We start from the raw sequence: 23616 nt of genomic DNA, 5'->3' as shown, positions 1-23616 counted from the left end.
GTTAACCGGCGTTTCCCTTTTGTTCACCTCGGGTGTCACGCCGTAACGGGTGCTCCGGCGGCACCTCGACGAAAATGAGGGTAAGGCCGTCCGGATCGGTCACGTGCATCTCGTGCAAGCCCCATGGTTCGCGCCGCGCTTCGCGCGCGATCGGCACCCCGCGGCCCGCCAATTCGGTTTGGGTGGCCTCGATGTCGCGGACCTGTAGCCACAGCGCGCCGGGGAAGGCGGCCTGGGAGGGATCGGGCGCGCCGTAACCGGCCAGCTCCAGCAGGGATTGACCCGCGAAAAAGACTGTGCCAGCGCCGTAGTCGCGCCAAATCGCCAGCCCGATCTCGTCGCGGTAGAAGGCTAGCGAACGCTGATAGTCCGACGGCCGCAGCAGCATCCGACTGGCCAGGATCTCCATGAAATCGTGTCTACCACGCGGCTATGGCGCCGGGGCGCACCGGCTGCGGAGGGACAGTACGGGTCAGGCATCGGTCTTGCGGTTGGGCTGGATGCTTTGGCGCTGCATGACGGCGTTGACCCAGCGCGGGCCGAACGTGTCCAGCGCCTTGGCGGCGATCGCCATCCGCGGTGCGATGCGCACCGGGCGGGTGCGGGCGGCGGTGATCATCCACTCGCCGGCCTCCTCCGACGTCAGCGCCGGCATCCCCGCGTAGGCCTTGGTCGGCGCGATCATCGGGGTGGCCACCAGCGGGTAGTACAGCGTGGTGGAGTGCACGCCCTTGTCGCCCCACTCCGTTTCCACCACCCGGCTGACGGTCGACAGCGCGGCCTTGGAGGCGTTGTACACCGCGAACAGCGGCGAGGCCTCCGACAGCACCCCCCACGTCGAGACGTTGATGATGTGACCGTCGCCGCGCTCGATCATCCCGGGGGCCAGCCCGCGGATCAGCCGCAGCGGGGCGTAGTAGTTGAGCACCATGGTCCGCTCGACGTCGTGCCAGCGGTCCAGCGACTCGGCCAGCGGCCGGCGGATGGACCGGCCGGCGTTGTTGATCAGGATGTCGATTCCGCCGAGACGCTTTTCGACGTCGGCGACCAGCGCATCGACGGCGTCCATGTCCGAGACGTCGCACGGGATCGACAGCGCGTCACCGCCCGCGCCGGTGATCCGCTCGGCCAGCGCGTCCAGCAGATCCTGGCGGCGGGCGACGACGGCCACCGTGGCGCCCGCCCGGGCGAACTGTTCGGCCGCGGCCTCGCCGATCCCCGACGAGGCCCCGGTGAGCAGGATGCGCTTGCCGGCCAGCTCGATCGGCTTGATCAGCGGACGGTTGACCAATACTTGCGGCGCCATCGGGGGTCGCATGGTCGCCAGCACGAACTGGTCGGCGATCCGGCGGAGGGGGCTCTTGCTCACTGACGGGAGTCTAGGCGGGCGCGGGCACCTCAGAAGTACCGGGGAAACCGGCTCCAGTCCGGGTCCCGCTTCTCCAGGAAGGCGTCGCGGCCCTCGACGGCTTCGTCGGTCATGTACGCCAGCCGGGTGGCCTCGCCCGCGAACAGCTGCTGGCCCACCAGGCCATCATCGAGCAGGTTGAACGCGAACTTCAGCATGCGTTGCGCTTGAGGGGATTTGGCGTTGATCTCGCGCGCCCATCCGATGGCCTCCGATTCCAGCTCCGCATGGTCGACGACGGCGTTGACCGCGCCCATCTGATGCATCTGCTCGGCGGTGTAAGGGCGGCCCAGGAAGAAGATCTCGCGGGCGAACTTCTGGCCGACCTGGCGGGCCAGGTACGCGCTGCCGTAGCCGCCGTCGAAGCTGCCGACGTCGGCGTCGGTCTGCTTGAAGCGGGCGTGCTCGCGGCTGGCCAGGGTGAGGTCGCAGACGACATGCAGGCTGTGCCCGCCGCCGGCCGCCCACCCGTTGACCAGACAGATGACCACCTTGGGCATGAACCGGATCAGCCGCTGGACCTCGAGGATGTGCAGCCGTCCGGCGCGGGCGGTGTCGACGGTGTCGGCGGTGTCGCCGCTCGCGTACTGGTAGCCCGAGCGGCCGCGGATGCGCTGATCGCCGCCCGAGCAGAACGCCCAGCCGCCGTCCTTCGGCGACGGTCCGTTGCCGGTGAGCAGCACCACGCCGACGTCGGGGGACATCCGCGCGTGGTCGAGCACCCGGTAGAGCTCGTCGACGGTGTGCGGCCGAAACGCGTTGCGCACCTCGGGCCGGTCGAACGCCACCCGCACCGTGGCGTCGTCGACGTGCCGGTGATAGGTGATGTCCGTCAGGTCGCCGAACCCGTCCACGGGTCGCCAGGCCTGCGCATCAAAGGGGTTGTCACTCAATCTGTTTGAACTCCTATGCCGGGTCCAGCCGGAATACCGGGCACACGCCGGCCAGCGCCTCGAACTCCTCGGGGCGACCGTCGGTGACCAGCCCGCAGCGTTTCATGAAGCCGACGCCGGTGGGCACCTCGGTGGGGAACGCCCGCAGGAACGGCCGCGCAGCGTCGGCGGGCAGCTCCACCATCCGCACCCGCTCGGACTGCCGGCCGCGGGCCAGCGTCACATACTCGGCGGCGCGGACGTTGCGGATCCAATCCGCACCCGGGAATCCGCCCACCACATACCGCTTGCCGTCCACCGTCATCGGCGTCACCGGCGTCGACCGCGGCGCCCCGGACTTGCGTCCGGCCACGGTCAGCACCACCGGGCTTTCACCGCCGAAGCTCAGGCCGAGCCGCGACAGCCGGATGAAGACCTTGTTCGCCGGCTTCAGCCACCACGGTGGTTTCAGCCCATCGGGCGTACCCATGCCTGACACAGTAGTCAGCTCTGGGGCGCATCCAGGAAGGGTTCGACACCGTGCGCCCAGGGATCGGCGCCGGGCGTGGCGACGGCGTCCAGCCGGGCGATCGCCTCGGCGCTCAGCGTCACGCCGGCCGCGCCGATGTTCTCCTCCAGGTGGGTGATCGACCGGGTGCCGGGGATCAGCAACGTGTTGGGCGTGTGGGCCAACAGCCAGGCCAGCCCGACCTGGGCGCCGGTGACGCCCAGCTCGCCGGCGATGTCGGTCACCACCGGGTTGTCGGCGACCTTCGGGAACCCCGGGAACGCCGAGCCGAGCGGGAAGTACGGCACCCACGCGATGCTCTCGGCCGCGCACAGCTGCAGGGTGGTTTCCTGGGAGCGGTCCAGCAGGCTGTAGGCATTCTGCACGCAGACGATTCCGGCGGGCAGCGCGCGCCGCACCGTCTCGAGGGGCACGGCGCTCATCCCGATCCCGCCGATCTTGCCCTCGTCGCGCAGCGCGATCATCTCGGCGAGTTGGTCATCGAGGTCGACGATCTGGTCGCCCTCGGCGGCCAGGCCTGGACCGAGGTCGAGACGGCGCAGGTTGACCACCGGGATCTGGTCCAGGCCGAGTTGGCGCAGGTCGTCTTCGACGGCCGCGCGCAGTTCGGCCGGGCGTTGGGCGGTGGCCAGCGGAATCGGTTGTGCGCCGGTGTAGCGCGCGCCGACCTTGCTGACGATGACGAGGTCGTCGGGGTAGGGGGCCAACGCCGCGCGGATCCGGCGGTCCACCTCGCCGGGGCCGTAGAACGACGCGGTGTCGATGTGGTTGACGCCGAGTTCGAGGGCGCGGCGCAGCACCGCGGCCGCGTCCTCGACCGTCGGCGCCTCGAACAGCTGCATGGCGCCGTAGCCCATGCGGGCGACGGACGCCGTGCCGATGCTGCCGGCACCGCCGGGCTGTGGTTTGTCGGTCATGATGCTCCTTGGCTCGTGACACACTGGAGAAATGCGGAGGACCCTCCGCTTCGGTCAGCGTAACAGAAACGGAGGAACCTCCGCTTTGGTCGGACGATCGGATGCGCGGCGCAATCGCGAACGCCTGCTGGAAGCGGCCACCGCGGCGTTCACCGCGCACGGCGGATCGGTGTCGCTGGAGTCGATCGCCCGCGACGCCGGAGTCGGCATCGGCACGCTCTACCGTCATTTCCCGAACCGGGAAGCCCTGGTCGAGGCGATCTACCGGGCCGAGCTCGCCGAGGTGGCCGCGGCCGCCGAGCAACTGCTCAAGCGGCATCCGCCCAGAACCGCGCTGCGCCGCTGGATGGACCGGTACGCGGGCTTCGTCGCCGCCAAGCGGGGGATGGCCGAGTCCCTGCACGCGATCTTCGACTCGGGCGCTCTTGCGCCCAGCCAGACGCGCGACAGCATCGTCGGCGCCGTCGGGATGCTGTTACAGGCGGGCATCGACGACGCGAGCCTGCGCGCCGACGTCCAGGCCGACGACGTGGTGTCCAGCCTGATCGGCATCTTCATCGCCAGCGGCTCGCCGGAGCAGACCGGCCGCATGCTCGACCTGCTCGTGGCGGGCGTCGCCACTTCCTAGGCGAGCGCCCCGCCCACCGGGCGCTGGGACGCGACGGCCCTGGGGGCCGGGCGCTCGGCGCCGGAAAACCCCTAGCCAACGGAGCGGGCGGCGCCCTCCCAGAACTGCGCCCGCACGGCCTTCTTGTCCGGCTTGCCCAGCCCGGTCAGCGGCAGCGAGTCGGCCAGCACCACGCGCTTGGGCGACTGCACCGAGCCCTTGCGGTCCTTGACCGCGGCCTGGATCTCGGCGGTCATCTTCTCGATCGCCGCGTCGTCGCGGGGCGCATCGGAGCGCAACACCACCACCGCGGTGACGGCCTCGCCCCACTTCTCGTCCGGCGCCCCGACGACGCACACCTGCGCGATGGCCGGGTGCTCGGCGACGACGTCCTCGACCTCGCGCGGGAATACGTTGAAACCGCCGGTGACGATCATGTCCTTGACCCGGTCGACGATGAAGTAGAAGCCGTCCTCGTCCTCGCGGGCCATGTCGCCGGTGTGCAGCCAGCCGTCCTTGAACGTCTCGGCGGTCGCCTCGGGCAGGTTCCAGTAACCGCCGGCCAAAAGTGGTCCGCTGACACAGATTTCACCCGGCTCGCCCTGCGGCACCGGCTTGCCGTCCTCACCCAGCAGCGCCACCCGCGCGAAAAGCGTTGGGCGCCCGCAGGATGTCAGCCGCTTCTCGTCGTGCTCGCCCTTGGCCAGGTAGGTGATGGCCATCGGCGCCTCCGACTGCCCGTAGTTCTGGGCGAAGATCTGGCCGAACCGGCGGATCGCCTCGGCCAGCCGCACCGGGTTGATCGCCGACGCGCCGTAATAGACGGTCTGCAGCGACGACAGGTCGCGGGTGTGCGAATCCGGGTGGTCCATCAGCGCATACAGCATCGACGGCACCAGGAACGTGGCCGTAATACGCTTCTCCTCAATGGTTTTCAGCACGTCGGCCGGGTCGAACTTGGGCAGCACATGCATCTCGCCGCCCTTGATCAGGGTGGGCAGGAAATACGCCGCCCCGGCGTGCGACAGCGGGGTGATCATCAGGAACCGCGGTTCCTCCGGCCACTCCCACTCGCTGAGCTGGATCTGGGTCATCGAGGAGATCGACTGCGCGGTGCCCATCACGCCCTTGGGCTTGCCGGTGGTGCCGCCGGTGTAGGTCAGGCCGATGACCTGATCGGGCGGCAGGTCCGCGGCCGTCAGCGGCTGCGGATCGTATTTGGCCGCCTCGGCCGCCAGGTCCACCGCTCGGCCCCCCAGGCCGCTCAGCTTCTCGGGCACCGGGCCGATGGTGAGGATCTGCTTGAGCCCGGGCACCTTGTCCAGCAACGCCAGCGCGCGCTCGACGAACATCGGGTTGGGGTCGATGATCAGCGAGCTGATGCCGGCGTCGTTGAGCACGTAGGCGTGGTCATCCAGCGAGCCGAGCGGGTGCAGGGCGGTGCGCCGGTAGCCCCGGGTCTGCCCGGCGCCGATGATCAACAGCACCTCGGGACGGTTGAGCGACAGCAGGCCCACCGCGACACCGGTGCCCGCGCCCAGCGCCTCGAACGCCTGGATGTACTGGCTGATCCGCTCGGCCATCTGACCACCGGTGAGCGTGGTGTCGCCGAGGAACAGCACCGGCTTGGTCTTGTGGCGCTTGAGCGCGCCCACGAGCAGGTGGCCGTTATGGGTCGGGTTGCGCAACAGGTCGTCACTCATGTGGCAAGACTAGAACGTGTTGCAATTTGGGTCAGCCGCACCCTGTGCAACATCGGCAATCAGTACGATCCCTCCCCATGGGGCAGGCAGATCTCGTCGTCACCGGAACCATCCTGACCGTCGACGAGGCACGGCCCACCGCTGAGGCGCTCGCCGTCGCCGACGGCAAGATCATCGCCGTCGGCACCCGCGCCGAGGTCGCCGCATTCGCCGGCCCCGACACTCGGACCGTCGACGTCGGTGACGGCTGCGTGATGCCGGGCTTCGTTGAGGCACATGGGCATCCGTTGATGGAGGCGGTCGCTCTGTCGGACCGCATCGTCGACATCCGCCCGGTCACCCTGCGCGATGCGGACGACGTCGTCGCGGCGATCCACCGCGAGGTCGCCCGGCGCGGATCCGACGGCGCGTACCTCAACGGCTGGGATCCGCTGCTGCAGAGCGGCCTTCCGGAACCGACGCTGAGCTGGCTCGACGACATCGCGCCGGACAGCCCGCTGGTCATCCTGCACAACTCCGGGCACAAGGCCTACTTCAACTCGCACGCCGCCAAGCTGCACGGGCTGAACCGCGACACCCCCGACCCCAAGGGCGCCAAGTACGGCCGCGCCGCCGACGGCGAACTCGACGGCACCGCCGAGGAGACCGGCGCGGTGTTCCCGCTGCTCGGCGGGGCCATCGACTTCGCCGACTACCCGCAGATGCTGCTCGCCGAATGCGCCCGGCTCAACCGCGCCGGCCTGACCACCTGCTCGGAAATGGCCTTCGACCCGAACTTCCGGCCGGTGGTCGAGCAACTGCGCGAGCGGCTCACGGTGCGGCTGCGCACCTACGAGATCTCCAATCCGCAGATGTCCACCGCCGCCACCCCCGGGCAGGGCGACGACATCCTGCGTCAGGTCGGCATCAAGATCTGGGTCGACGGATCACCCTGGATCGGCAACATCGACCTCTCGTTCCCCTACCTGGACACCGAGGCCACCCGGATCATCGGTGTGGTGCCGGGCTCCTGCGGCTGCGCCAACTACACCGCCGAACAGCTGCACGAGATCGTCGGGGCCTACTTCCCGCTGGGCTGGCCGATGGCCTGCCACGTGCAGGGCGACGCCGGCGTGGACACCATCCTCGACGTCTACGAAGAGGCCCTCAGGCGCCACCCGCGCGACGACCATCGGCTGCGGCTCGAACACGTCGGCGCCATCCGCCCCGAGCAGCTGCAACGCGCCCACGACCTCGGCGTCACCTGCAGCATCTTCGTCGACCAGATCCACTACTGGGGCGACGTCATCGTCGACGGGCTATTCGGCGAGGAACGCGGAACCCGTTGGATGCCGGCCGGATCCGCGGTGGCCACCGGGATGCGCATCTCGCTGCACAACGACCCACCGGTCACGCCCGAGGAGCCGCTGCGCAACATCAGCGTGGCCGTGACCCGCACCGCGCCGAGCGGCCGGGTGCTCGGGCCCGAGGAACGGCTGACCGTCGAGCAGGCGATCCGCGCGCAAACCATCGACGCGGCCTGGCAGCTGTTCTCCGACGACGTGATCGGCTCGCTGGAGGTCGGCAAGTACGCCGACCTGGTGGTGCTGTCGGCCGACCCGCGAACCGTGCCGCCCGAGCAGATCGCCGACCTCGAGGTGCGGGCGACGTATCTGGCGGGTCGCCAGGTCTACACCGCGTGACGCCGACGCTCGAGGACCTGCTCGACCGCCTGCATGTGGTGGCGCTGCCCATGCGGGTGCGGTTTCGCGGCATCACCACCCGCGAGGTGGCGCTGATCGACGGCCCGGCGGGCTGGGGCGAGTTCGGGGCGTTCGTCGAATACGAGCCGCGCGAGGCCGCGCACTGGCTGGCGTCGGGCATCGCGGCCGCCTACCGGGAGCCGCCGCCGACTCGCCGCGACCGCGTCCCCATCAACGCGACCGTGCCTGCGGTGCCCGCCGAGCAGGTGGCCGAGGTGCTGTCCCGGTTTCCGGGGGCCGCGACGGCCAAGGTGAAGGTTGCCGAGCCCGGGCAGACGCTGGCCGACGACGTCGCGCGGGTCAACGCCGTGCGCGAGCTGGTTCCGACCGTGCGGGTGGACGCCAACGGCGGCTGGAGCGTGGGGGAGGCGGCCGCGGCGGCCGCCGCGCTGACCGCCGACGGCCCGCTGGAATACCTCGAACAACCCTGCGCGACGGTCGACGAGCTCGCCGAGCTGCGCCGCCGGGTCGAGGTACCGATCGCCGCCGACGAAAGCATCCGCAAGGCCGAGGACCCGCTGGCTGTGGTCCGCGCCGGCGCCGCCGACATCGCGGTGCTCAAAGTCGCTCCGCTGGGCGGGATTTCGGCCATGCTCAACATCGCCGCGCAGATCGACATCCCGGTCGTGGTGTCCAGCGCGCTGGACTCGGCGGTGGGCATCGCCGCCGGGCTGACCGCCGCGGCGGCATTACCGCAACTGCGTCATGCCTGCGGGCTGGGCACCGGCGGGCTGTTCGTCGAAGATGTGGTCGAGACCCCTGAGTTCACAGGGCCGGTCGACGGCTGCCTGCCGGTGGGGCCGGTCACGCCCGATCCGGCGCGGCTGCACGCGTTGGCGGCACCCCCCGAGCGCCGGCAGTGGTGGATCGACCGGGTCAAGGCCTGCCATCGGTTGCTTGTACCGTCGACCGAGTGATCAACCTGGCTTACGACGACCGCGGTTCCGGTGAGCCCGTGGTCTTTATCGCCGGCCACGGCGGCGCCGGACGGACCTGGCACCCCTACCAAGTGCCCGCGTTCCTGGCGGCCGGATACCGCGTCATCACCTTCGACAACCGCGGGATCGGCGCCACGGAGAACGCGGACGGCTTCTCCACCCAGACCATGGTCGCCGACACCGCGGCCCTGATCGAGGGCCTGAACGCGGCCCCGGCCCGCATCGTCGGGATGTCGATGGGCGCGTTCATCGCCCAGGAACTCATGCTGGCCCGCCCGGAGCTGGTCACCTCGGCGGTGCTGATGGGCACCCGCGGCCGCATGGACCGGGCCCGGCAGTTCTTCCGCGACGCCGAGGCCGAGCTGGCCGACGCCGGTGTCGCCATGCCCGCCGCCTACGAAGCGAAAATCCGCCTGCTGGAAAACTTCTCCCGCAAGACGCTCAACGACGACACCGCCATCGCCGACTGGATCGCGATGTTCTCCACCTGGCCCGTCAAGTCCACTCCCGGCATGCGCGCCCAGCTGGATGTCGCGCCGTACACCAGCCGATTGACCGCCTACCGCAGCATCGCGACCCCGGTACTGGTCATCGGCTTCTCCGACGACGTGCTCACCCCGCCCTATCTCGGCCGCGAGGTCGCCGACGCGCTGCCCAACGGCCGCTACGTGCAGATCCCCGACACCGGCCATCTCGGCTTCTTCGAGCGGCCGGACGCCGTCAACGCCGCCATGCTCAAATTCTTCGGCGACGCCAGAGGCTGAGCGCGGTTCACCTTCGCTGACAGCGGTTCGCTGAGCCTGTGACAGGCTGTAGGAGTGAACCCCTCGACGACACAGGCTCGCGTCGTCGTCGACGAGCTGATTCGCGGCGGCGTCCGCGACGTGGTGCTTTGCCCCGGTTCGCGGAACGCCCCGCTGGCGTTCGCGTTGCAGGACGCCGACCGCGCCGGCCGCATCCGCCTGCACGTCCGCATCGACGAGCGCACCGCCGGCTATCTGGCCATCGGCCTGGCCATCGCCGCCGGCGCGCCGGTCTGCGTCGCCATGACGTCCGGCACCGCCGTCGCCAACCTCGGCCCGGCGGTGATCGAGGCCAACTACGCCCGGGTTCCGCTGATCGTGCTGTCGGCCAACCGGCCCTACGAGCTGCTGGGCACCGGCGCCAACCAGACCATGGAGCAGCTGGGCTATTTCGGCACCCAGGTGCGGGCCACCATCAGTCTCGGCCTGGCCGAGGACGCCCCCGAGCGGCTGGATTCGCTCAACGCCACCTGGCGATCGGCCACCTGCCGGGTGCTGGTGGCCGCCACCGGATCCCGCACGGCCAACGCCGGCCCCGTGCAGTTCGACATCCCGCTGCGCGAGCCCCTGGTGCCGGATCCCGAGCCTCAGGCGCCGACGCCGCAGGGCCGCCCGGGTGGGCGGCCGTGGACCTACACGCCGCCGGTCAGCTTCGACCAGCCGCTGGACATCGACCTGTCACCCGACACGGTCGTGATCGCCGGGCACGGCGCGGGTGTGCAGCCCAACCTGGCGCAGCTGCCGACCGTCGCCGAGCCGACGGCGCCCGCCCCGGCCAACCCGCTGCACCCGCTGGCGCTGCCCCTGCTGCGACCCAAGCAGGTGATCATGCTCGGCCGCCCCACCCTGCACCGGCCGGTGTCGGCGCTGCTGGCCGACCCGCAGGTGCCGGTGTTCGCGCTGACCACCGGGCCGCGCTGGCCGGACGTCTCGGGCAACTCGCAGGCCACCGGGACGCGGGCGGTCACCACCGGCGCGCCCAACCCGGCGTGGCTGCAGCGCTGCGCGGAGACCAACCGGCACGCGCTGGCCGCCGTCCGCAGCCAGCTCGCGGCGCACCCGCTGACCACCGGTCTGCACGTCGCGGCTGCCGTGGCCGATGCGCTGGCACCCGGTGATCAGCTGGTGCTCGGGGCCTCCAACCCGGTCCGCGACGCGGCACTGGTCGGCCTGGACACCCGCGACATCCGGGTGCGGTCCAACCGCGGTGTGGCCGGGATCGACGGGACGGTCTCCACGGCCATCGGCGCGGCGCTGGCCCACGAACGCGACGGCGGCCCGGACGGCCCGGCGCGCACCGTCGCGCTGATCGGGGACCTGACGTTCGTGCACGACAGCTCCGGGTTGCTGATCGGCCCCACCGAGCCCACGCCGCGCCGGCTGACGATCGTGGTCTCCAACGACAACGGCGGCGGCATCTTCGAACTGCTCGAGCAGGGCGACCCGCGGTTTTCCGACGTGTCGTCACGGGTGTTCGGCACGCCGCACGACGTCGACGTGGGCGCGCTGTGCCGCGCCTACCACGTCGAGAGCCGCCAGATCGAGGTCGGCGAATTGCCCACGGCCCTCGACGAACCCGGGCTCGGGATGCGAGTACTGGAGGTCAAGGCCGACCGCTCGTCGCTGCGGCAGCTGCACGCCGCCATCAAGGCCGCGCTATGAGGTGCACCTAGATGGCGGTATCTCCAAAGGCGCTGCTGCGCATCCTGATTCATGGGCGTAGTGACGAACCGCCGAAAACGCGGGCGCGGATTGTGTTGCGGTGGGCCCGGATTGCGGTGCTGATCGTGACCGGCCTGGTCACGCTGCAGTCCATGCTGCTGGTGGCCGGCGCGTGGCGTGACGACATCGCGATCACCCACAACATGGGCGTCGCGCAGGCCGAGGTGCTCAGCGCCGGGCCGCGTCGCTCCACGATCGAATTCGTCACCCCCGAGCGGGTCACCTATCGCCCCGAGCTCGGTGTGCTCTATCCGTCCCATCTGGCGACCGGGATGCGCATCTACGTCGAGTACAACAAGAACGACCCGAACCTGGTGCGCGTGCAGCATCGCAACGCCGGGCTGGCGATCATCCCGGCGGGATCCATCGCGGTGGTCGGCTGGCTGGCCGCGGCGGCGATCCTGGTCGCGCTGGCGCTGCTGGACAAGTGGCTGGACCGTCGCGACGAGCCCGGCGACGCACCGGCCGGCGCGGCCGCAAAAAGTGTCGGACCTGCAAATTTCGCGTGACGTATACACACAGGCAACCTTGTCGACAGCCGACGCTGACACGGTAGTGATGTGCGCGTTGCCATCGTCGCGGAATCCTTCCTCCCCGAAGTCAACGGTGTCAGCAACTCGGTGATCCGGGTGCTCGAGCATCTGCGCCGGACGGGTCATGAAGCCCTCGTCATCGCCCCCGACACGCCTCCCGGCCAGCCCCGGGCCGATCGCATCTACGACGGGATCCGCGTTCACCGGGTGCCGTCGCGGATGTTCCCCAAGGTGACCACCCTGCCGCTCGGCGTGCCGACGCCCCGGCTGGTGCAGGTGTTGCGTGGATTCGATCCGCACGTGGTGCATCTGGCTTCGCCGGCGCTGCTGGGCTACGGCGGGGTGCGCGCGGCGCGGTGGCTGGGGGTGCCGACGGTCGCGGTGTATCAGACCGACGTCCCGGGTTTCGCGGCGAGCTACGGCATTCCGATGACGGCGCGGGCCGCCTGGGCCTGGTTCCGCCATCTGCACGGTCTCGCCGACCGTACCCTGGCGCCATCCAGTGTGACGATGGAATCGCTTGTCGCTCACCGTTTTCCGCGGGTGCACCGGTGGGCGCGCGGCGTCGATGTGCTGCGGTTCGCGCCGTCCGCGCGCAGCGAGGCGCTGCGTGCACAGTGGTCGCCGCAGGGCAAGCCGATCGTCGGATTCGTGGGTCGGCTCGCGCCCGAGAAACATGTCGAGCGACTCATCGGGCTGGCCGCCGGCGACGCGGTTCAGCTCGTCATCGTGGGCGACGGTGTTGACCGTGACAAGCTGCAATCGGCAATGCCGACAGCGGTTTTCACGGGTGCGCTCTACGGCGACGAACTCGCCGCGGCGTACGCCAGTATGGACGTCTTCGTGCATCCCGGTGAGCACGAGACGTTTTGTCAGGTCGTGCAAGAAGCGCTGGCGTCGGGGTTGCCGGTGATTGCCCCCGACGCCGGCGGCCCACGTGACCTCGTCACTCCGTGGCGGACCGGTCTGCTGTTGGCCGTCAACGAGTTCGAGTCCCGGTTGCCCGACGCGGTCGCACACCTGACCGCCGAACGGTCGCGCTACGCGCCGGCCGCGCGGCGCAGCGTGGTGGGCCGGAGCTGGCCGGTCATCTGCGACGAACTCCTCGGCCACTACGAGGCGGTGCTGTCGCCGTTCGTTCGGCGCCAACTACTGTCCACCCGTCACGTGCAGGGGGAATGAGCGGTGGCCGTGGCGTTCCCGTTCACGTCACGGAATCGAATTCGATTGGCAGCGTGGTCGGTCCGCTCAGCCCGGTGAGGGGTTTCCAGGGGGCGGGGCCGGTGCGATGGGCGTTGGGCATGCGCTGCGTCATGATCGCCAAGGCTTCGGCGAGCTCGAGTCGGGCCAGGTTGGCGCCCAGGCAGTAGTGCATACCGGCGCCGAACGTCTGCATCGCCGGGGCCGCCGTGCGGGTGATGTCGAGGCGGTCGGGGTCGTGGTAAACGGCGGGATCGCGGTTGGCCGCGGCGGTGTTCGCGATAACCAGTGTGCCCGTGGGAATTACCACGCCGGCGACCTCGGCGTCCTCGAGGGCGATGCGCAAGGTGGCGCCCGCAATCGGTGAATGCCGCATGGTCTCTTCAACCGCGTTGGCCGCGAGCTCGGGATGCGCGGCCAGCAGGGCCCACTGTTCGGGGTGATCGCACAACACCTGCACCGAGGCGGCCAGCTGGTTGCGGGTGGTGTCGGTGCCGGCCACCAGCAGGCCCGCCGCCAGCATCCGCAGTTCGTCGGCGCTCAGGTGGTCGTCGTCGTCCTCGGCACGGATCAGGTCAGAGAGCAGGTCGTCGGTCAGCCTGTGGCGTCGCTGCGCGACCATGTCGTCGATGTAGGCGTCGAGTTCATCCCACGCGGCCAAGATGGTCCGCTGGTGGGCCGCGACCTCCCAGCTGAAGGCCTTGAAGATGTCGTCGGTCCACTCCGAGAACAGCTTCCAATCCTCGGCCGGCGCGCCCAGAAGCGCACAGATGATCGGGATCGGATATTGACGGGCGATGTCGGTAACCACATCGCAGCGCCCGGTTGCCGCGTGGTGGTCCACCAGTTCGGTGATCACCTCGACGATCGTCGCCTGCAGCCGCGCGGTGGCTCGTGGTGTGAAGGCTTTGGACACCAGCCGGCGCAGCCGGTGGTGCGCGGCCCCGTCGAGACTGATCAGGTTCGTGGCGACGCGATCCCACAATGGGCCGGCGGTGATGCCCTGGGAGGCAAGGAACATGCCCTGTGGCACGCGGAATCGCGGGTCGCGCAGCACGGTTCGGACCAGTTCATAGGTCAGCAACTCCGGCCCGTGGGGTCCGATGGCGATCGACGCCTGGTCTCGCGCCTGGCGGATGATGACGTGGGCCTCGTCGAGGCTCTGGCAATGCTCGTAATCGATCGCCGGAAGGCCGGCATCAAAGACGCTCGGGCAGATCGACGTGTCAACGGTGATGGTCATGGTGGGCCCCGTAGGTCGTCGGTTAGGTGCTTGCACCACCAAGTCTCATCGGCGCGGGAACCCACCACATGCGTAGCCGACTACCTGTCTTGCGGCCGTCCCGGTTCAGGGATGGCGGGCGCGCCGTGACCCAAATCTGTTGGGTCGCGGACGTATCGCTGGAACGGTCCGACCGCCTATCCTTGCGTTCGGGTTCCCGATCGGTGGAGGGTCGGATGACGGCCAGGACAGTGTGTCGGACGTGTGGCACCGAGCTGCTAGAGAACGCGCGGTTCTGCCACGGTTGTGGCGCCCCGGTCCGAGACCGCGATTCCCGAGCCGAGTACAAGCAGGTCACGCTCCTTTTCGCCGATGTAGTTCATTCGATGGACATCGCCGCGACCGTGGGGGCGGAGCGACTGCGTGAGGTGATGACCAGCCTGGTAGACCGTGCGACCGCGATGGTGCGCCGTTTCGGCGGCACGGTGGACAAGTTCACCGGCGACGGGATCATGGCCGTATTCGGAGCACCGGTCGCGTTGGAGGACCACGCTGTGCGTGCTTGTCTTGCGGCGCTGGGCATCCAAGAGGAGACGGCCCGCCTTGCCGCCGAGGTCAACGACCGCGACCACGTCGAGCTAGCTTTGCGGATCGGACTCAATTCCGGTCAGGTCATCGCCGGGGAAGTGGGCTCAACGTCATTGCGTTACACCACGATCGGTGAGCAGGTCGGTTTTGCGCAGCGGATGGAATCGGTCGCCCCGCCGGGTGGGGTGATGCTCAGTGTCTCCACCGCGCGACTGGTTTCCGGCGCGGCGGCGCTCGGTGAACCGGAGATGGTCCACATCAAGGGCGTCGACGACCCGGTCATCGCCTACCGGCTGCGGGGGATGGGGGATCGGCATCGCGCTACCGAGCGCGCCGAGTCGATCCTGGTCGGTCGCCGTTGGGAATTGTCCGCCGTGGCGGGCTTGTTGGAGCGCGCCGTCGGTGGGCGCGGCGCTGTGGTTGAGGTGGTGGGCGAACCCGGCATCGGCAAGAGCCGCCTGGTGCGCGAGGTCGTCGCGCGGGCAGGTGCCCGGGGTGCGGAGGTGTTCAGCACCTTTTGTGAATCGCACACGAGTCAGATCCCGTTTCATGCCGTTGCGCGACTGCTGCGGGCGGCCATCGGCGTCGACGGTCTTGACACAGAGGCGGCCCGGGCCCGGCTGCGAGACCGAATTCCAGACGCAGACCCCGAGGACGCGCTGCTGCTTGATGACCTGCTCGGCGTCGCCGACCCGGGCGCTGCCGTACCGGCGATTGATCCCGACGCGCGTCGGCGTCGGTTGGCCGCGCTGGTGAACGCCGCCAGTTTGTCCCGGCACACGTCGACGGTCTACGTCGTCGAGGACGCTCACTGGATCGATGAGGTCAGCGAGTCGATGCTGACAGATTTTTTTGCGGAGATCCCTCAGACGCCCTCGCTGGTGCTGGTCACCTACCGACCCGAATATCACGGCGCGTTAAGCCGAGTGACCGGAGCCGACGTCATAACCCTTGCGCCGCTGAGTGATTCAGAAACCGCTGCGCTGGCCGCACATCTCCTTGGCTCCGACCCGTCGGTAGACGCACTCGCCCGGAAAGTCACCGAAAGGGCCGCCGGTAATCCGTTCTTCGCCGAGGAGTTGGTGCGCGAACTGTCCGAGCGCGGTGTACTGCGTGGGGAGCCCGGTGCCTATCAGTCGGCCGCGGAGGTTGGCGAGGTCAGCGTGCCCGCCACGTTGCAGGCGACCATTGCGGCGCGCATCGACCGGCTCGATCCGAAAGCCAAGCGCACGCTGAGCGCCGCTGCGGTCATCGGCTCGCGATTCGGCCTCGACCTGCTCACGGCGCTCGGTGTTGAGCCGGTGGTCGACGAACTGGTGGCGGCCCAGGTCATTGACCAGGTCAGCCTGGCCCGCCGACCGGCGTATGTGTTCCACCATCCGCTCATTCATTCGGTGGCATACGAAGCACAGCTCAGATCGGATCGTTCCGATCTGCACCGCCGGGTGGCCGCCGCGATCGAGGCCCGCGAGCCGGAATCGTGCGAAGAAAACGCGGCGTTGATTGCAGAACATCTGGAGGCCTCCGGTGATCTGCACGCCGCCTACGGCTGGCACATGCGCGCCGCAACCTGGGCGACCAACCGCGACATCAGTGCGGCGCGACTGAGTTGGCAGCGGGCGGCGGAGATCGCCGACGCCCTGCCCGCCGACCACCCAGACCGCGAAGCCATGCGCATCGCCCCGCGCACCATGTTGTGCGGGACCGGTTGGCGAGTCCACGCCGGCATCGTCGGCGACCACTTCGATGAGTTGCGCGAATTGTGCAGCGCTGCAGGGGATAAGGCGTCACTCGGCATCGCCACGGCTGGGTTGGTGGTCGGCTGCGCGCATCAGGATCGGGTGCGCGAAGCGTCGCAGTTGGGATCGGAAGCCTGGGCTCTCGCCGAATCGATCGGGGATGCGACATTGACGGTGGGGCTGTCCTTCCCGGTGATCTTCGGCAAGATCGAGAGCGCCGAGTGGTGCGACGTGTTGCGGTGGTCACAGACCGTCATCGACCTGGCCGACGGTGATCCGTTGAAAGGCAACTTCCTCGTCGGTTGTCCATTGGCGCTCGCCTTCGCGTCACGGGGCATGGCTCGTTATTTCCTGGGTTGGCCCGAATGGCTGGCAGACCTGCGGCACGGCGTGGCTATGGCGCGCCGCGCCGACCCCGCCTCCTACGCCGGGGTTGTCGGCTACGCGTACCTGCTGGGGATACCGTTCGGCGTGCTGAGGCCCGACGATGGTGCGCTGCACGAAATCGAGCATGCTCTTCGGATCGCCGAGCGCTCCAGTGACGACGTCGTGGTGGGTTTCATCCGGGCAACGTTGGGCGTTGCGCTGGTGCACCGCAACGCGATCGCGGAGCGCGATCGCGGGCAACGGTTGTTGGCCGCGGTCGGCGAGGTGTTCCTGAGCCGGGGACACAACCTGAGCGATCTGCCGATCGTCGAGGTCTACTCGGCACGTGAGATGGCGCTTCGCGGGGATCCCGATGCCGTCATCCCGGTGATCCGCGCCTCCGCCGACCATCTGTTTCGTCAGGGCGATCTGTTGTTGTGGGGCATTCCGGCGACGGCTGTTCTGGTGGAGACACTGCTCGATCGCGGGGCCGACGGTGACGCGGCCGAAGCCGAGGCCGCGATCGGCCGATTGGCGGCCGCGCCGGCCGATGAGGGTCTGATGATGCGCGACATCTGGTCGTTGCGGCTGCGGGCACTGCTGGCCCGGGCCCGGGGTGACGAGGCGGCCTACACGCAATTCCGGGATGACTACCGCGACATGGCGAAAACGCTTGGCTACGAAGGTCATATAGCGTGGGCCGAGGCGATGCCGTGATCCGGTACCTACATTTTGGCGCTCGGAATGGCTTGCGCGCCCAGTGGGCCGCAACGGATTTGGAATCTCTCCCGGACTGTGTCGAGAACACGGCGCTGACGCTCGCGTTCCCGTCGATGCGTGAGCATGAACCGTGCCAGACCTGGCAGGCGGCGCGGTAGTGGGTACCACTTGTCGAAATCGAGGCCGTTCTGGTTGAACACGCGGCTGGGGACGTTGTCGTAGATCAGGCTGAGGTTGTGCTGGACGAGCGCGAACAGTACGTACGGAAATGCCATCGGTGCCTTCTGCCGCAGTGCCTGCCAATCGATTTCGTAGAGCGGGATCTCAGTGAGCTTGTCCAAGAACATCAGGTGCCCCAGGAAGTAGCCCATGAACGCAGGCAAGTGCAGTATGGCCGACCGCACGTTGATGGAAACGACTGCGCCGCTGGGCGAAACGTACGGCTCGTACAGGTATTCGTCGGGGAATTTGACGTATCCCGTGCAGTTGACGAGCCAGCTGCCCGGTTGGATCGTCTTTGTCGATCCGCTGCGGAACACCAACTCGGTCGTGCCATTGCGGTCGACTGCATCCTCGAAATAGTCCATGACGAGATCGTTCAATCCGGCGGAGATCGTGCGGTTCTCGGCCTCGGACAACACTCCCAGCACGAAGTTGTCTGCCTGAGGGGTAAGGAACGTGCCATGGGTGGCGCGGTACCAACTTTGCACTTCCAATTCGTTCGTGCCGTCATACCTGCGACTCAGCTGGGTGGCGAGGGCGCTCGGCGGTGTGCCCCTCCACCACCGCCGGGCCCCGCTCGGCAACAGGGTGTCGCGGTTGGAGAAGAAGGTGCCGCGGCCGGCGACGAGGTTGACTTCACGTCCGGGGTAGGTGGTGATCAGTGCGTGTGCGGTGTCCATCGCGGTCTTCCCGCCGCCGATGATCCACACCGGCGCATCGCTTTCCTCGATGTCGCCTTCCCGAACATCGCAGTAGTCGGGCGACACCGAATGGACACGCGTGCTGGAGACGTCGAGCGGTTCGTTGGGCGTGACTCCCAGGCCGTAGGCTTTGATCAATCGCTTGGCCTCGATGACGAGCCACCGGCCGTCGGCAGCACCAGCGGTGACCCGCACGATTCCGTTCGTTTCTTCTGCCGACTCGAAGTTCCAGCAGTAATACTCGTCGACCTGGACGCGCTCCTTGATCACGTCGAGACAGTGCCGAAAATGGTCGAGCACTTCGCACTTGGTAGCCAGGTAGCTGCGGTCCTCGCCGAGGGTCCACTTAATGTTGCCCGCGGTGAACATGGGGTGCGGTTGGTGCAGCCGGACGTAGGAGTACACATCGACCCACATGCCGCCGACGCGTGCCCGCCGATCGATCAGGATCACCTTGTTGTCGCGCGACAGGTATCGGCTGGCGACGAACAGGGCGTTCAGCCCGGCGATGCCGGCTCCGACGATGCAAACGTCGCAGGTTTCCACGCGCGGGTACCAGGGTGCGGGCATCGGATCGCCTTTCCTCGCAGAGTCACAATTGTGCGTCCACACCGTGCTGCCTGGGATGAGTAATCGACTACTCGATCAATCGCGATCAACGCCCGCGCCAATTTGCGGGCCGAGGGGTTCGCCGACTAGACCTGTCGACGCCGGCGGGGCCGGAATGCGTCTTTGATTTTTTCACCGGCATCTCGCAGATGGGCCCCCCGCTGGTCCGCCCTGCCCTCGGCTTCCAGCGCTGGGTCGTTGGTGGCGCGGCCGGTTGCCGCCTTCAGCTTGCCCGTGACCTGCCGCACCTTGTTTCGGGCCTTATCCGCGCCGCTCATGACGTGTCCTTCGATTCCGTTCCGAGTCGTACTACGGGCGCTTACCCCTTTTCCTGCTGAGCCACGCTGGCTGACCCGCGGCCTTCAAAAGTGATTTGTGCTTTGCTGGGCGGTTGTGGGCTCCTTGTGAAATCCTGTGAGCGTGTCCGAGGTACCCGCCCCCTCGGGGGCTGTGACCTTTCTGTTCACCGATATCGAGGGTTCGACTCGTCGGTGGGAATCAGACGCGGATGCAATGCGGAAGGCGCTTGCCAGACATGACGAGGCGTTGCGCACGGCGATCGAAACGCACGAGGGTTAGTCCGAGTACGGCCTGCTTCGCGTTACTGGCGCACGGCCTTGCCTAATACGATGCCGACCCCGAGGCGGCTTATGACGCCCTTCGCCGATCCCTGACGATCGCTCAGGAGAGCGGCAACCGGCAGATGGAGTCGGCTTCAGCGTCAACGGTGTTGCTTGTCGCGGCTACCCACCGTGACCCCATCGAATGTTTCGAAACTCTGCTGGTTTTGATCGCCCGCTATCACGACGTCGGCAGCACGGCTCTCTTGCGAAATCCGCTGGCAATACTGGTGTCCCTGTTAGACGGGCTCGGACACCACCAACATGCGGCGATCATGAGCGGGTTCGCCGCCAGTGACTTTTCGCGCGCGAGTTATCCCCAATTGAACACGGCGATCGCCCACCTTCGCGATGTCCTCGGCGACCAGACCTACGAATCGCTCGCCTGCACCGGCGAGACCATGACCACCGCCGACATGGTGGCGTACGCGTACGACCAAATCGACCAGGCCCGAGCCCAACTGAAGGCGGCCTCGGCATAGACCGTCAAGGCCGCGGGCCGATCAGCCCTGCGCCAGCTCGGCGACCGGCTGCCATTCCTCCCAGTTGCGCAGTCGGCTCTCGTAGTCGGCCTTGGCGGTTTCCAGCGGCGAAGCACCGAAAAATACTCGCAGCGGCGGCTTTTCGGCGTCGACAACCTTCAGCAGCGCGGCCGCGGACGCCGACGGGTCACCCGGGCTGGCCCACCGGCGGCTGCGCTCGGCCTGGACGGCGGCGCGGACGTCGTCGTAAGCCGGAATCGGATCGGCGTGCTTGGCGGAATCCCCGGCCCAGTCGGTGTCGAAGCCGCCCGGCTCGATCAGCGTGACGTGCACGCCGAATGGCGCGACCTCCTGCTCGAGCGCCTGCGACAAGCCCTCCAGCGCCCACTTCGACGCGTGATACATGCCGACCAGCGGGAACGCGGTGATGCCCCCGATCGAGGACACCTGGATGATGTGGCCGCTGCCCTGCTCGCGCAGATAGGGCAGCGCGGCCTGGGTGATCCACAGTGCCCCAAAGACATTGGTCTCGATCTGGTCGCGTGCGTCCTGCTCGGAGAGCTCCTCGACGAACCCGAATTGCCCGTATCCGGCGTTGTTCACCACGATGTCGAGCCGCCCGAAGTGGTCGTGCGCCTGCTTGACCGCCGCGAAGTCGGCCGCCCGGTCGGTGACGTCGAGTCGGATCGGCAGCAGCGCGTCGCCGTACTTGTGCGCGAGGTCGTCCAGCGAGGCGGTGTTGCGCGCCGTGGCGGCGACCTTGTCGCCGCGCTCCAGGGCTGCGATCGTCCACGCCCGTCCGAAGCCTCGCGATGTACCGGTGATAAACCAAACTTTTTCAGTCACGCCTTGCTACAACGCCGTCCGCGCCGCCTCATTCCCGCACCGGGTAGCGTCTCTGTGGTGAGCCGTGCGGAGTTGGACAAGGATCCCCGGGATGTCGCGTCGATGTTCGACGGCGTCGCCCGTCGGTACGACCTGACCAACACCGTGCTGTCGATGGGCCAGGACCGGTACTGGCGCAAGGCCACCCGGTCGGCGCTCGCCATCGGGCCCGGTCAGAAGGTGCTGGACCTCGCGGCGGGCACCGCGGTGTCCACCGTGGAGTTGGAGAAGTCCGGGGCGTGGTGTGTGGCCGCCGACTTCTCGGTCGGCATGCTGGCGGCGGGCGCGGCGCGCGACGTCCCGAAGGTCGCCGGTGATGCCACCAGGCTGCCGTTCGGCGACGACGTATTCGATGCCGTGACAATCAGTTTCGGGCTGCGCAACGTCGTCGACACCCAGGCCGGGCTGCGCGAGATGGCCCGCGTCACGCGCCCGGGCGGCCGCTTGGTGGTGTGTGAGTTCTCCACGCCCAGCAACGCGCTGTTCGCCACCGTCTACAAGGAGTACTTGATGCGGGCGCTGCCGCGGGTGGCGCGGGCGGTGTCCAGCAATCCCGAGGCATACGTGTACCTCGCGGAGTCGATCAGGGCGTGGCCCGATCAGGCGGCGCTGGCGCAGCAGATAACCGAGGCCGGCTGGACCGGGGTGCGCTGGCGCAATCTGACCGGCGGCATCGTCGCCCTACACGCGGGGCACAAACCGTTGCGCTGAAAAAGTTCTAGTGGTTGCCGGCGGCCTGCACGAAGCCGACCTGGTCGGGGCAGTAGTGATCGACCGCGGCACCGAGGAATTGGAACGCCTGGCCTTGAGTGGTGCCGCGCGGCAGGTTGCGCTGGATGAAAGTGGCCGACTTGTACGCGTCGCCGTCCACGCCCCTGCCGATGCGGTCGCAGGTGATCTTGCCCAGCCACGCCAACTGGTCCTGCGGCTGGTAGATGCCGAAGCCGTTGACGGTGTTCTTGAACGGCGCGTCGTAGTCGCTCGGGGGCGACGGCGTGCGCGGGGTGGGGTACGGCGCCGTCGGCGGCGGATCCGCCTGCGCCGGTACGGAGAGCTGCGCCGGCATGGCCAGCGCGGCCAGAGCGATTGCAGCAGCGGCTCCGATAGTAGCCAGGCTCGTTCCCTTCATTAGCTGGACTATACACGCCTCGCTGTGGGTGCGCGGACGAAAGTCCATCGCCGATCGACGGCCCGACCGCGACCGGTGGACCGCCGCTGAGCTGCGGCGATGCTGGTCCCTCGGTCAGCTGAACGGCGTGCGACGGTCGAGCAGCCGGGACAGCCGGCCACCGCCGCGCCAGGCGCGCGCCACCCAGTCCGCGTCGTCGTCGGTGACCAGGTTGGCCATCACCCGCACGGCGATGGTCATCAGCGTGGTCGAGCGCATCGCGATCGGTCCGGTCGACGGCAGAAACCGCTGGAACGTCAGCAGCAGGGCAAGCCGGCGCGCCACCGAGAAGCCGCGTCCGTAGTGCTGCTGCAGCAGCGACGGCCACACCTGCGACAGGTCGGGGCAGTCCAGCAGCGCCGCGGCCAGGCGCCCGGTCTCGAGCCCGTAGTCGATGCCTTCGCCGTTGAGCGGGTTCACGCACGCTGCGGCGTCGCCGATCAGCATCCAGTTGGCGCCGGCCACCCCCGACACCGCGCCGCCCATCGGCAGCAGAGCCGAGGCCACCGCCCGCGGGTGGCCGGTGAAGCCCCACTCGTCGCGGCGCAGGTCGGTGTAGTAGTCGATCAGCGGACGCAGTGCCAGGTCGGCGGGCCGTTTCGACGTCGACAACGCGCCGACGCCGATGTTCACCTCTCCGTTGCCCAGCGGGAAGATCCAGCCGTAGCCGGGCAGCACTTTGTCCTTGGAGCCGTCGGGTCCGCGCAGTTCCAGATGCGACGTCAGCCAGGGGTCATCGGCGCGCGCGGTGGCGAGATACCCTCGCGCGGCGACGCCGTACACCGTTTCCTGGTGCCAGCGCCGGCCCAGTTTGCGGCCCAGCGACGAACGCGCGCCGTCGGCCACGATCAAGTGGCGGCAGCTCACCTCGGTGCCGTCGGCCAGCGTCACCGACGTCACCCGTCCCGATGAATCATGTTGCGCCGCAACGGCCTTGGCCCCGAGCAGCATCCGCGCGCCGGAATCCTCGGCGACCTTGCGGATCCGGTCGTCCAGCTCGAAGCGGGCCACCGCGCTGCCCGTCGACGGGAACGACGGGCCGGGCCAATCAACCTCCACCTCGCCGCCGAACCCGCTCATCCGCAGTCCCCGATGCCGGATTCGGGTGTCCAGCCAGTCGCGCAACCCCAGCCGTTCCAGCTCGGCGACCGCGCGCGGGGTCAGCCCGTCGCCGCAGGCCTTGTCGCGGGGAAAGCTCGCCGAATCGATGACCAGTACGTCATTGCCCGCGCGAGCGGCCCAGGCCGCCGCCGCCGAACCGGCGGGCCCTGCGCCCACGACCACCACTTGGGCTCGGGTCGCTGCCGTCTTCATGCACAC

General features: G+C 68.6%; 22 protein-coding genes. 10 read left to right on the top strand and 12 right to left on the bottom strand.

What is annotated here, in order from left to right; genetic code table 11:
* Position 1 precedes the first annotated feature (1 nt).
* From A5708_RS18750 to A5708_RS18730, 5 genes are all read right to left on the bottom strand, one after another.
* Positions 2–409 carry a VOC family protein gene (locus A5708_RS18750; RefSeq protein ID WP_065030045.1) on the bottom strand — a complete coding sequence of 136 codons (408 nt, stop codon included), beginning with the start codon at positions 407–409 and terminating at the stop codon, positions 2–4.
* Positions 410–472: 63 nt separating this feature from the next.
* On the bottom strand, positions 473–1369 hold the full coding sequence (locus tag A5708_RS18745; protein WP_065030044.1) for an SDR family oxidoreductase: 897 nt from the start codon (positions 1367–1369) through the stop codon (positions 473–475).
* A 29-nt stretch (positions 1370–1398) separates the two neighbouring features.
* Complete coding sequence (locus tag A5708_RS18740; protein ID WP_065030043.1) at positions 1399–2301, bottom strand: 1,4-dihydroxy-2-naphthoyl-CoA synthase; 903 nt, start codon at positions 2299–2301, stop codon at positions 1399–1401.
* A gap of 13 nt (positions 2302–2314) precedes the next feature.
* Complete coding sequence (locus A5708_RS18735; protein WP_065030042.1) at positions 2315–2770, bottom strand: nitroreductase family deazaflavin-dependent oxidoreductase; 456 nt, start codon at positions 2768–2770, stop codon at positions 2315–2317.
* Positions 2771–2784: 14 nt separating this feature from the next.
* Positions 2785–3726, bottom strand: a complete 942-nt coding sequence (locus A5708_RS18730; protein ID WP_065030041.1) for an aldo/keto reductase — start codon at positions 3724–3726, stop codon at positions 2785–2787.
* Positions 3727–3811: 85 nt separating this feature from the next.
* Between A5708_RS18730 and A5708_RS18725 the strand changes: the two genes are divergently transcribed.
* On the top strand, positions 3812–4354 hold the full coding sequence (locus A5708_RS18725) for a TetR/AcrR family transcriptional regulator (protein WP_065030040.1): 543 nt from the start codon (positions 3812–3814) through the stop codon (positions 4352–4354).
* 71 nt (positions 4355–4425) lie between these two features.
* Here A5708_RS18725 and fadD8 read toward each other — a convergent pair whose 3' ends face one another.
* The gene (gene fadD8 / locus A5708_RS18720) at positions 4426–6036 is read right to left on the bottom strand and encodes a fatty-acid--CoA ligase FadD8 (RefSeq protein ID WP_065030039.1); all 1611 of its coding nucleotides are present in this window, start codon (positions 6034–6036) and stop codon (positions 4426–4428) included.
* A gap of 77 nt (positions 6037–6113) precedes the next feature.
* Here fadD8 and A5708_RS18715 point away from each other — a divergent pair, with 77 nt between their 5' ends.
* From A5708_RS18715 to A5708_RS18690, 6 genes are read left to right on the top strand one after another with little or no spacing between them, the layout of a single operon-like run.
* Positions 6114–7718: an amidohydrolase gene (locus A5708_RS18715; RefSeq protein ID WP_065030038.1), complete on the top strand. Its 1605-nt coding sequence runs from the start codon at positions 6114–6116 to the stop codon at positions 7716–7718.
* The gene (locus A5708_RS18710; RefSeq protein ID WP_065030037.1) at positions 7715–8695 is read left to right on the top strand and encodes an o-succinylbenzoate synthase; all 981 of its coding nucleotides are present in this window, start codon (positions 7715–7717) and stop codon (positions 8693–8695) included. The genes A5708_RS18715 and A5708_RS18710 overlap by 4 nt, the downstream gene beginning before the upstream one ends.
* On the top strand, positions 8692–9480 hold the full coding sequence (locus A5708_RS18705; protein WP_065030036.1) for an alpha/beta fold hydrolase: 789 nt from the start codon (positions 8692–8694) through the stop codon (positions 9478–9480). The genes A5708_RS18710 and A5708_RS18705 overlap by 4 nt, the downstream gene beginning before the upstream one ends.
* A gap of 54 nt (positions 9481–9534) precedes the next feature.
* Positions 9535–11181: a 2-succinyl-5-enolpyruvyl-6-hydroxy-3-cyclohexene-1-carboxylic-acid synthase gene (gene menD, locus A5708_RS18700; protein ID WP_065030035.1), complete on the top strand. Its 1647-nt coding sequence runs from the start codon at positions 9535–9537 to the stop codon at positions 11179–11181.
* 11 nt (positions 11182–11192) lie between these two features.
* Positions 11193–11750: a DUF3592 domain-containing protein gene (locus tag A5708_RS18695; protein ID WP_065030034.1), complete on the top strand. Its 558-nt coding sequence runs from the start codon at positions 11193–11195 to the stop codon at positions 11748–11750.
* Between the two features lie 51 nt (positions 11751–11801).
* Positions 11802–12956: a glycosyltransferase family 4 protein gene (locus A5708_RS18690; RefSeq protein WP_065030033.1), complete on the top strand. Its 1155-nt coding sequence runs from the start codon at positions 11802–11804 to the stop codon at positions 12954–12956.
* Between the two features lie 22 nt (positions 12957–12978).
* Here A5708_RS18690 and A5708_RS18685 read toward each other — a convergent pair whose 3' ends face one another.
* A complete protein-coding gene (locus A5708_RS18685) occupies positions 12979–14217 on the bottom strand; it encodes a cytochrome P450 (RefSeq protein WP_065030032.1) in 1239 nt (412 codons plus the stop codon).
* A gap of 215 nt (positions 14218–14432) precedes the next feature.
* Between A5708_RS18685 and A5708_RS18680 the strand changes: the two genes are divergently transcribed.
* The gene (locus A5708_RS18680) at positions 14433–17606 is read left to right on the top strand and encodes an AAA family ATPase (RefSeq protein WP_065030031.1); all 3174 of its coding nucleotides are present in this window, start codon (positions 14433–14435) and stop codon (positions 17604–17606) included.
* Between the two features lie 8 nt (positions 17607–17614).
* Here the strand turns inward: A5708_RS18680 and A5708_RS18675 are convergent, their stop codons facing one another.
* Complete coding sequence (locus A5708_RS18675; protein WP_065030030.1) at positions 17615–19102, bottom strand: FAD-dependent oxidoreductase; 1488 nt, start codon at positions 19100–19102, stop codon at positions 17615–17617.
* 125 nt (positions 19103–19227) lie between these two features.
* Positions 19228–19419, bottom strand: a complete 192-nt coding sequence (locus A5708_RS18670) for a CsbD family protein (protein WP_065030029.1) — start codon at positions 19417–19419, stop codon at positions 19228–19230.
* A 617-nt stretch (positions 19420–20036) separates the two neighbouring features.
* Here A5708_RS18670 and A5708_RS26925 point away from each other — a divergent pair.
* A complete protein-coding gene (locus A5708_RS26925; RefSeq protein WP_155766068.1) occupies positions 20037–20243 on the top strand; it encodes a hypothetical protein in 207 nt (68 codons plus the stop codon).
* 21 nt (positions 20244–20264) lie between these two features.
* Here A5708_RS26925 and A5708_RS18660 read toward each other — a convergent pair whose 3' ends face one another.
* Positions 20265–21089 (bottom strand): SDR family oxidoreductase, encoded by an 825-nt coding sequence (locus A5708_RS18660; RefSeq protein WP_065030027.1) that lies wholly within the window; start codon positions 21087–21089, stop codon positions 20265–20267.
* 57 nt (positions 21090–21146) lie between these two features.
* Here A5708_RS18660 and A5708_RS18655 point away from each other — a divergent pair, with 57 nt between their 5' ends.
* Complete coding sequence (locus A5708_RS18655) at positions 21147–21839, top strand: demethylmenaquinone methyltransferase (RefSeq protein WP_065030074.1); 693 nt, start codon at positions 21147–21149, stop codon at positions 21837–21839.
* Positions 21840–21846: 7 nt separating this feature from the next.
* On the opposite strand, the gene A5708_RS18650 is transcribed toward A5708_RS18655, so the two are convergent.
* Positions 21847–22257 carry a DUF732 domain-containing protein gene (locus tag A5708_RS18650; protein WP_065030026.1) on the bottom strand — a complete coding sequence of 137 codons (411 nt, stop codon included), beginning with the start codon at positions 22255–22257 and terminating at the stop codon, positions 21847–21849.
* Between the two features lie 114 nt (positions 22258–22371).
* Complete coding sequence (menJ, locus tag A5708_RS18645) at positions 22372–23610, bottom strand: menaquinone reductase (RefSeq protein ID WP_065030025.1); 1239 nt, start codon at positions 23608–23610, stop codon at positions 22372–22374.
* Between the last annotated feature and the right edge of the window lie 6 nt (positions 23611–23616).

It is taken from the genome of Mycobacterium colombiense (genome assembly GCF_001672755.1).
GTDB classification, from domain to species: Bacteria; Actinomycetota; Actinomycetes; order Mycobacteriales; family Mycobacteriaceae; genus Mycobacterium; species Mycobacterium colombiense_C.
The sequence above is the reverse complement of the archived record's forward strand: the minus strand, read 5'-3'. Positions and strand labels throughout refer to the sequence as shown.